This is a genomic window from Micromonospora sp. NPDC049799 (assembly GCF_040656655.1).
Lineage (GTDB): Bacteria > Actinomycetota > Actinomycetes > Mycobacteriales > Micromonosporaceae > Micromonospora.
The window spans coordinates 1-8,369 of record NZ_JBFAMU010000213.1 but is presented as its reverse complement, the minus strand read 5'-3'; the positions used below and the strand labels follow the sequence as shown (position 1 = coordinate 8,369).

Genomic DNA, 8,369 nt, shown 5'->3' with positions numbered 1-8,369 from the left:
CTTGGTTGGGTTCGTCCGGCAGCTCGACGTCGAGATTGTCGGCGACCTCCTGGACCGACTGGTCCAGCTGCGCCGGCTCCGTGGGGCGTCGCTGCGCCGGCACGGGTACGTCGAACAGCGTCTCCTGCGCGGCGGCGTCGCCCGGGCCGCCCAGCTCGGCGGGGTCGAAGAGGGAGATGACGCCGTACTCGCCGTCGTAGCCGGGAACCCGGCGTACGTCGCCGCGCCGCAGCCGGCCGATCCCCTCGGCGAGCAGTTCGCCGCCGACCCGACCGATCTCGTCCAGTGGCGTACGGGTGAGGATCTCCAGCTCCGGGCCGAGCGCGGCGACCAGGTCGTGGAGCTTCCCCTCGACCTTCTTCGACCGGGCGCCCACCTTGTTGATCTCCCCGAGGATCTCGGCGAGCTGCACCAGGTGGGTGACGTCCGGGGCGTGCGCCGGGCGGTGCCCCTCCGGGCGGTCGGCCAGTTCCTCGACCCGACTCAGCACCCCGACGGTCAGCGGCTTGCCGCACTCCGGGCAGCGCCCGCCCGCCTCCCGGGTCCGCTCCGGCGACCAGTTGACGCCGCAGAGCCGGTGCCCGTCGGCGTGGTACTTGCCCTCCTCCGGGAAGAACTCGATCGTCCCGGCCAGCCCGTCCCCGGTCCGCAGGGCCTCGCGGATCGCGAAGTAGTCGCGGGCGGAGTCGAAGACGGTCGCCTCCCGGGCCAGCGCGGGGGGCGAGTGCGCGTCGGAGTTCGACACCAGGCGGTAGCGGTCCAGGCTGGCGACCCGCCAGTTCATCTCCGGGTCGGACGAGAGGCCGGTCTCCACCGCGAAGATGTGCTCGGCGAGGTCGGCGTAGCAGTCGGCGATCGCGTCGAAGCCGGACTTCGAGCCCAGCGCGGAGAACCACGGCGTCCAGATGTGCGCCGGCACGAGGTAGCCGTCGGCGCTCGCCTCCAGGGTGATCTCCAGCAGGTCCCGGCTGTCCAGGCCGAGGATCGGCCGGCCGTCCGAGCCGAGGTTGCCGATCCGCCCCAGTGCCGTGTTGAACCGGGCCACCGCGTCCAGGTCGGGCAGGTAGATCAGGTGGTGCACCTTGCGGGTCCGGTCGTCACGCTTGTAGATCGTGGAGATCTCCACGCTGAGCATGAACCGCACCGCGTCTGTCTCGGCCTCACTCGCCAGTCGAGGCGGGAGCCGCCGGGCGATGTCCCGCTCCGCCTCCGGGCTGAGCCGGTGCAGGCCGGGCTCGGCCGGGTGCAGCGTCTCGCGCAGGTGGTCGTACCAGGCGGGGTGGGTGAAGTCGCCGGTGCCCAAAACCGCGATGCCCTTGCGCCGGGCCCACCAGCCCAGGTTCGGCAGGGTCAGGTCGCGGCTGCACGCGCGGGAGTACTTCGAGTGGATGTGCAGGTCCGCGACGAAGGGCGGGAGGCCACCGGGGGGTGCGGCGCTGAACGGAGGCACGCCGCATCCTGTCACGACCGGCCAGACACCGCCCGGCCGCCACGCTCGGAGGTGAGCTGCGCTATGCCGATCGAAGCTCCACCAGGGTGATCTGGGGGTTGGCCCCCACCCGGACCGGCGGGCCCCAGAAGCCGGCGCCGTTGGTCACGTACACCTTCGTGCCGTCGACCTCCCCGAGCCCGGACACCACCGGCTGCTGGAGCTTGACCAGGTAGTTGAAGGGCACCATCTGGCCGCCGTGGGTGTGGCCGGACAACTGCAGGTCCACGCCGAACTTCGCCGCGTCGAACGCGGCGACCGGCTGGTGCGCGAGGAGCACGACCGGGCGGCTCGGGTCGCGGTCGCCCAGCGCCGCCGCGTAGTCCGGCGGCCCGGCCACGCCGGTGCCCGCAGCCGTGGCGTCGTTGACGCCGGCCAGGTCGAGCACGCCGCCCCGGGCCGCGATCTCGACGCGCCGGTTCTGGAGGACGCGCAGCCCGAGCCGGTCCACCTCGCGGACCCACTCCTCCACGCCGGAGTAGTACTCGTGGTTGCCGGTGACGAAGTAGCTGCCGTACCGGGAACGCAGGTTGCGCAGGGGCGCCGCCGCCGGCCCCAACTCGGCGACCGAGCCGTCGACCATGTCGCCGACGACCGCGACGATGTCGGCGTCCAGGCGGTTGATGGCGGCCACGATCCGCTCGGTGTGCGCCCGTCCGCGCAACGGGCCGAGGTGGATGTCGGAGACCGTCGCGATCCGCAGGCCGTCCATGCTGCGGGGAAGCTTGGCCAGCGGGATCCGCACCCGGTCCAGCTCCGGCGGGCCGAGGGCGTTGCGGATGCCGTACCCGGTCAGGCCGGTGGCGGTGAGCCCCGCGAAGATCGCCGCACCGCGCGCGAGCAGCAACCGGCGGTCCGGGTCGTGGTCGGCCGGGGAGACGGCGTCGGTGGCCGGCGGGTCGGCGGGGCCCGCGGCCCCGACCAGGGCCGGTTCCGGCGCGGCCGTGGTCGGCTCGGCGGCGATCAACCGGCGGCGCACCACCAGCCGGGTCACCAGCATCGGAATCTCCAACGCCACCAGCAGGACGAGCAGGTAGAACATGACCGCGAGCCAGAGGTAGCCCGGCCACGCGAGCCAGTAGAGCCCGGCCTGGGTGCCCGCCATCGTGGCCGGCACGAGCAGCGCCAGCACCAGGGCGGTGATCCCGCCGATCCGCCGCCAGCGCCCCGGCACGGTGGTGTCCCGCACCAGCCGCTTCCAGAGGTAGAGGTGGATCAGTCCGGTGATGAGGCCGAGTGTGGCCACGAACCCGACTACCGCCAACACGCCCTCCCTCAGCCGCCCGCGAAGGGGGGCAGCACGTCGATCGTGGCCCCGGCCGGAAGCGGTGCCTGACGATCATGACAGGTCACGCCGTCGACCAGGAAACTCGCCACCCGCAGCACGCCGGCCAGCCGGTCGCCGTGCCGCGCGGACAGGTCGATGAGGAGTTCGTCCAGGCAACGACCGGCGGATGCGGTCTCCTCGGTGCGGCCGGCCGCCGCGCGCGCCCCCGCGAAGTAGCGGACGGTGAGCGTCCCGGCCGCCCCCGGCCGCTCCGCCGTGGCCGGTCGTGCGTCGTCCACGCTCAGCCTCCGATCGCCGACATCGGCCGGACCGGCTGCAGGAAGGTCGGGTCGTCGATGCCGTGGCCGGCCCGCTTGCCCCGCGTCGCGGCCTGCCACCGCCCGGCCAGCTCCGCGTCGTCCGCCCCGGCCCGCAGCGCACCGCGCAAGTCGGACTCCTCGGTGGCGAAGAGGCAGTTCCGGATCTGGCCGTCGGCGGTCAGCCGGGTCCGGTCGCAGTCGCCACAGAACGGCCGGGTCACGCTGGCGATCACGCCGACCCGGGCCGGCCCGCCGTCGACCAGCCACGTCTCGGCCGGCGCCGCGCCCCGCTCGGCCGGATCGGCGACCAGCGTGAACTCCTGCTCGAGGGCGGCGAGGATCTCGTCGGCGGTCACCATCGTCGTGCGGTCCCAGCCGTGCTGGGCGTCCAACGGCATCTGCTCGATGAACCGCAGCTCGTAGCCGTGGTCGAGGGCGAACCGCAGCAGGCCCGGCGCCTCGTCGTCGTTGACGCCCCGCATCAGCACCGAGTTGACCTTGACCGGGGTGAGCCCGGCGTTCGCCGCACCGGCCAGCCCGGCCAGGACGTCGTCCAGGCGGTCCCGCCGGGTCAGCCGCGTGAACCGCTCCCGGTCCAGCGTGTCGAGCGACACGTTCACCCGGTCCAGACCGGCGGCCCGCAGGGTCGGGGCGAGCCGGTCCAGGCCGATGCCGTTGGTGGTCAGCGAGATGCGGGGGCGAGGCTCCAGCGCGGCGACCGCCGCCACGATGCCCACCAGACCGGGCCGGATCAGCGGCTCGCCGCCGGTGAACCGCACCTCGGTCACCCCGAGCTGCTGCACCGCCACCCGGATCAACCGGACGATCTCGTCGTCGCTCAGGAGCTGCGGCCCGGCCAGCCAGGGCAGGCCCTCGGCCGGCATGCAGTACGTGCAGCGCAGGTTGCACTTGTCGGTCAGGGAGACCCGGAGGTCCCGGGCGACGCGGCCGTACCGGTCGACGAGGACGCCGACGGTCGGCGGGGCGGCGCTCACCCGTCGACCGTAGCGCGCCCGAGCCCGGTCAGGGCTCCCCGGGCGGTCCGGGCGACCGCATCGCGGTACGCCTCGCCGAACTGGGCGGTGTGCACGAGCATCAGGTGGAGCTGGTGCAGCGCCACCCGCCGACGCCACCCGTCGGCGAGCGGCCACGCCTCGTCGTACGCGGCGATGATCCGGTCGTGGTGCGGGACACCGCCGAAGAGCGCGAGCTGCGCGAGGTCGGTCTCCCGGTGCCCGCCGTGCGCCGCCGGGTCGACCAGCCACACCCGGTCGTCGGCGCCCCAGAGCACGTTGCCGGGCCACAGGTCACCGTGGACGCGGGCCGGCGGCTCGTCCCCGCCGACGTCGGAGATCCGCGCGACCACCGCCTCGACGGTTCCGCTCTCGGCGCCGGTCAGCGCGCCGTTGTCGACCGACATCCGCAGGTACGGCAGGAGCCGGCGCTCGGCGAACCAGCTCGACCACGGGCCCCCGTGCGGGGTGTTGTCGGCCGGGAGCGCACCGATGAACCCGGGCCACTCCGCCCCGAACGCCGGCGCACCGGCCCGGTGCATCCCGGCGAGTTCCCGGCCGAACCGCTCGGCCGCCTCCGCGCTCGGCTCCCCGTGATCGACCCATTCCAGCGCCAGCAAGTCCGGCAGTGCCACCACCACCTCCGGTACGGCCACCGTCCCCGCCTCGCGCAGCCAGCGCAGACCGGCCGCCTCGGTGGCGAAGAAGCCCTCCGGCGCCGGCCGTGCGGCGGTCTCCGGCCAGGTCTTCGCGAAGACCGAGTGGCCGTCGTCCAGGGTGAGGCGCGCGGCGGCGCAGATGTCGCCCCCCGACACCGGCGTCTCCCGGATCCGCTGGTGGGTCAGGAACGTCGGCAGGTGCTCGGGGTGCGCCCGCAGGTACGCCAGATCCATGGAAGGCAACGTAACCCCTGACACCGACGACGGGAGGACCGCCGCCCGTAGGCGAAACGGCGTGAGCTGCGGGAACACGCTGCGTGACTGTGGATGACCCGCGTGTCGTCCACAGGGCCTGTCGGAGCGCCCGGCAGGACCGCAGGCTGCGGACATGACCTCGACCGACGCCCCCCGGCTCGCCGTCCGTTCCCCCGCCGACCTCGTCGCCGCCGTGCCGTACCTGCTCGGTTTCCACCCGACCGACAGCCTGGTGGTGGTGGCGATGCGGGGCCGCCGGGTCACCTTCGCCGCCCGGCTCGACCTGCCCGCTCCCGCCGACCCCGTCACACCCGCCCGGCACCTGGCCGTCGTGGTCGCCCGCCAGGCCGCCGAGACCGCCACGGTGCTCGGCTACGGTCCGGCGACCCGGGTCACGCCCGGTGTCGACGCGATACGCGCCGCCCTCGCCGACGAGGGCATCCCGGTCCTCGACGCCCTCCGGGTCACCGACGGCCGGTACTGGTCGTACCTCTGCGCCGAGCCGGAGTGCTGCCCGCCCGACGGCACCCCGTACGACGTGTCGGCCAGTGCGGTCACCGCGGCGGCGGTCTTCGCCGGTCAGGTCGCCCTGCCCGACCGCGCCGCCCTCGTCGCGCAGGTCGCCCCGGTCGAGGGGGCCGACCGCGCCGCCCTGACGCGGGCGGCGGAACGCGCCGAACGCCGGCTCACCGACCTGCTCGACCGGGCCTCGCGCACCGACCTGATGTCGGGCCGGTCGGTACGGGTCGCCGGAACGGCCGCGGTGCGCCTCGCGCTGCGGGGACAGCGGCGGGGGCGACGGCTCACCGACGACGAGGTGGCGTGGCTGGCACTGCTCCTGACCGACGTGACGGTCCGGGACTTCGCCTGGGAACGCACCGACGGTCGGGACGAGGACATCGCGCTCTGGGCCGACGTGCTCCGACGCGCGGAGCCGGAGTTCGTCGCCGCTCCGGGCGCCCTGCTGGCGTTCGCCGCCTGGCGGGCGGGGCAGGGCGCGCTGGCGGCCGTGGCCCTGGAACGGACGCTGGCCCTGCACCCCGACCACTCGCTGGCCCGGCTCCTGGACGACCTGCTCCGGCACGGTGTACCACCGGCCCGGCTGGACGGATGGCCGGCGGTAGGTGCCCCCGGTGTGGTCCGCCGCCGGCGGCGGAGAAGTGACCGTGGCCCCCGCTGACCATCCGACGAGTGGTGGTGCCACCCGCCGCCAGGGTGCTGCCGGCCGGGTGGAGCATCGCCGTCGACTGACCGACCACGGCCGGCGACGGCGACGTCGGACGGACGTGCCACCGCGTGGAACGATGTACGCGATCTTCGTGCCGACGGACGAGTCCGTCGGCCTGGAACGGCCGGAGGATGATCAGGTGGTCGCACACCGAACGGTTCCGGCGTGAGCGCCGGCCTGCTGCTGTCCCTCGCCGGTCTGGCGCTGGTCGACAGCACCAGCATCGGCACCCTCTTCATCCCGGTCTGGCTGCTGCTCGCGCCGGGGCCGGTCAGCGTCCGGCGGATCCTGACCTACCTGGGCACCATCACCGCCTTCTACTTCGTCGTCGGCCTGCTGCTGTTCGCCGGCGGCAGCCGGCTGGCCGACGCGCTCGGTGGAGCGCTCGACAACCGGCCGGTGCTCTGGGCGCAACTCGTACTCGGTGTCGGGTTGTTTCTGCTGAGCTTCCGGTACGGCGGAAAGCGGAAGGCGCGTACGGGCGGTGTGCTGCGCTGGCGGGACCGGGCCACGGCTGGCGACGCCTCGGCGCGGTGGCTGGTCGGGTTGGCCCTGTTCGCGGCGCTCGCCGAGGTCGCGACGATGCTGCCGTACCTCGGCGCGGTCGGCCTGCTGGCCACCTCCGGCGTGGGAGCGGCCGGAGTCGTGGGCCTGCTCGCCGGCTACTGCCTGGTGATGGTGCTGCCCGCGGTCCTGCTGCTGGCCGCGCGGGTGGCGCGGCCCGGGCGGATCGAGCCGCTGCTGGCCCGGCTCAACGACTGGATCACCCGGACGTCCGGCAGCACGCTGGGCTGGGTCCTCGCCATCGCCGGCTTCCTGCTGGCCCGCGACGCCGCCACCCGCCTCGACCTGTTCGACGCGCTCGACCGCTGGGGATCGTGACGCGGCGGGCGGCGCGAACGGGTCCGCCGCGGCGACGGCGTCACGTCGTGACGCGCTCCGGGTGGGCGTAGACGTTCATGGTCCGGTCCCGCAGGAAGCCGACCAGAGTGATGCCGGCCTCGTCGGCGAGGTCCGCGGCCAGGGTGCTGGGCGCGGACACCGCCGCGAGCAGCGGCGATCCGGCCATCCAGGCCTTCTGCGTCAGTTCGAAGCTGGCCCGCCCGCTCACCAGCAGCACGTGCCCGGCCAGCGGCAGCCGCCGCTCACGAACCGCCCAGCCGACCACCTTGTCCACGGCGTTGTGCCGGCCGACGTCCTCGCGCAGCACCACCAACTCCCCGTCGGCGGTGAACAACCCCGCCGCGTGCAGGCCGCCGGTGCGGTCGAAGCCCCGCTGGGCCGTACGCAGGCGCTCCGGAAGGTCGGCCAGGACCGCCGCCGGGACACGCAGCGGGTCGTCGGCCACCGCGAAGATCGACCGGGTACGTACGGCGTCGATGCTCGCCTTCCCGCACACCCCGCACGAGCTGGTCGTGTAGAAGTTCCGCGCCGGGTCCGTGGTCGGTTCCGGCACGCCGGGAGCGAGCGCGACGTCCACCACGTTGTACGTGTTGGGCGTCTCCGTGCCGGCGCAGAGTTGCGCGGTGAGCACGTCGTCGGTCGACCGGATCAGGCCCTCGGTGAGCAGAAACCCGATCGCCAGGTCCAGGTCGTCGCCGGGCGTCCGCATGGTGACGGCCAGCGGTCGACGTCGACCGGGACCGGCCGCGCCCACGCGGATCTCCAGCGGTTCCTCCCCGGCGAGGCTGTCCGGCCGGCGTACCGGTGTGCGGCCCTCGGCCAACGCGTCGAGGTCGATCCGGAGTACGCCCCGGCGGCCAGTCGCCCGTCCCATCCCGCCATCCTGCCTCGCCCACGCCCCCGCGGCACCCGCTCCCGTCCCGCACCGGTCCCGTGCGACGCGGCACCCGCCACCAAAAGATCAACTCGATGTCACTGACGTCGGGGTGTCCACGGCACGTCGACACCCCGACGTCACTGATACCGAGTGGATCAACACGTCTCCGGAGGGCGTCGCGGGGTTACCGTGTCCGGATGGGTGGATACGCGGCGGTGGTGCTGGCGGGTGGCGCCGCCCGACGCATGGGTGGGACGGACAAGCCGGCCCGACCGGTCGCCGGCCGACCGATGCGGGACCGGGTGCTGGCGGCGGTGCCGGACGCCGATCCGCGGATCCTGGTCGGCCCGGCGGCCGG

Annotated in this window: 9 protein-coding genes; 3 read left to right on the top strand and 6 right to left on the bottom strand. The window is 74.2% G+C overall.

The genetic code is table 11. The annotated features are described in order from the left end of the window. The 5 genes from AB0I76_RS17145 to AB0I76_RS17125 form a co-directional block, all read right to left on the bottom strand. A partial coding sequence (locus AB0I76_RS17145) for an endonuclease Q family protein (protein WP_357035915.1) occupies positions 1-1,450 on the bottom strand: 1,450 nt, incomplete at its 3' end. A gap of 61 nt (positions 1,451-1,511) precedes the next feature. Continuing rightward, complete coding sequence (locus AB0I76_RS17140) at positions 1,512-2,756, bottom strand: metallophosphoesterase (protein WP_357035912.1); 1,245 nt, start codon at positions 2,754-2,756, stop codon at positions 1,512-1,514. Between the two features lie 8 nt (positions 2,757-2,764). Continuing rightward, positions 2,765-3,055, bottom strand: coding sequence for a MoaD/ThiS family protein (locus AB0I76_RS17135; protein ID WP_357035909.1), 291 nt, complete (start codon positions 3,053-3,055; stop codon positions 2,765-2,767). Between the two features lie 2 nt (positions 3,056-3,057). After that, positions 3,058-4,071, bottom strand: a complete 1,014-nt coding sequence (moaA, locus tag AB0I76_RS17130) for a GTP 3',8-cyclase MoaA (protein ID WP_357035906.1) — start codon at positions 4,069-4,071, stop codon at positions 3,058-3,060. Continuing rightward, on the bottom strand, positions 4,068-4,982 hold the full coding sequence (locus AB0I76_RS17125) for a fructosamine kinase family protein (protein ID WP_357035903.1): 915 nt from the start codon (positions 4,980-4,982) through the stop codon (positions 4,068-4,070). Before AB0I76_RS17125 ends, moaA begins: the two co-directional genes overlap by 4 nt. 154 nt (positions 4,983-5,136) lie before the next feature. Between AB0I76_RS17125 and AB0I76_RS17120 the strand changes: the two genes are divergently transcribed. Both AB0I76_RS17120 and AB0I76_RS17115 read left to right on the top strand, forming a co-directional pair. Beyond that, on the top strand, positions 5,137-6,183 hold the full coding sequence (locus AB0I76_RS17120) for a DUF4192 domain-containing protein (RefSeq protein ID WP_357035900.1): 1,047 nt from the start codon (positions 5,137-5,139) through the stop codon (positions 6,181-6,183). Between the two features lie 213 nt (positions 6,184-6,396). Further along, positions 6,397-7,113 (top strand): GAP family protein, encoded by a 717-nt coding sequence (locus AB0I76_RS17115; protein ID WP_357035897.1) that lies wholly within the window; start codon positions 6,397-6,399, stop codon positions 7,111-7,113. 40 nt (positions 7,114-7,153) lie between these two features. Here AB0I76_RS17115 and fdhD read toward each other — a convergent pair whose 3' ends face one another. Further along, positions 7,154-8,008, bottom strand: coding sequence for a formate dehydrogenase accessory sulfurtransferase FdhD (gene fdhD, locus AB0I76_RS17110; RefSeq protein ID WP_357035894.1), 855 nt, complete (start codon positions 8,006-8,008; stop codon positions 7,154-7,156). Positions 8,009-8,208: 200 nt separating this feature from the next. Between fdhD and AB0I76_RS17105 the strand changes: the two genes are divergently transcribed. After that, on the top strand, positions 8,209-8,369 hold a 161-nt coding region (locus tag AB0I76_RS17105; RefSeq protein ID WP_357035918.1), incomplete at its 3' end, for an NTP transferase domain-containing protein.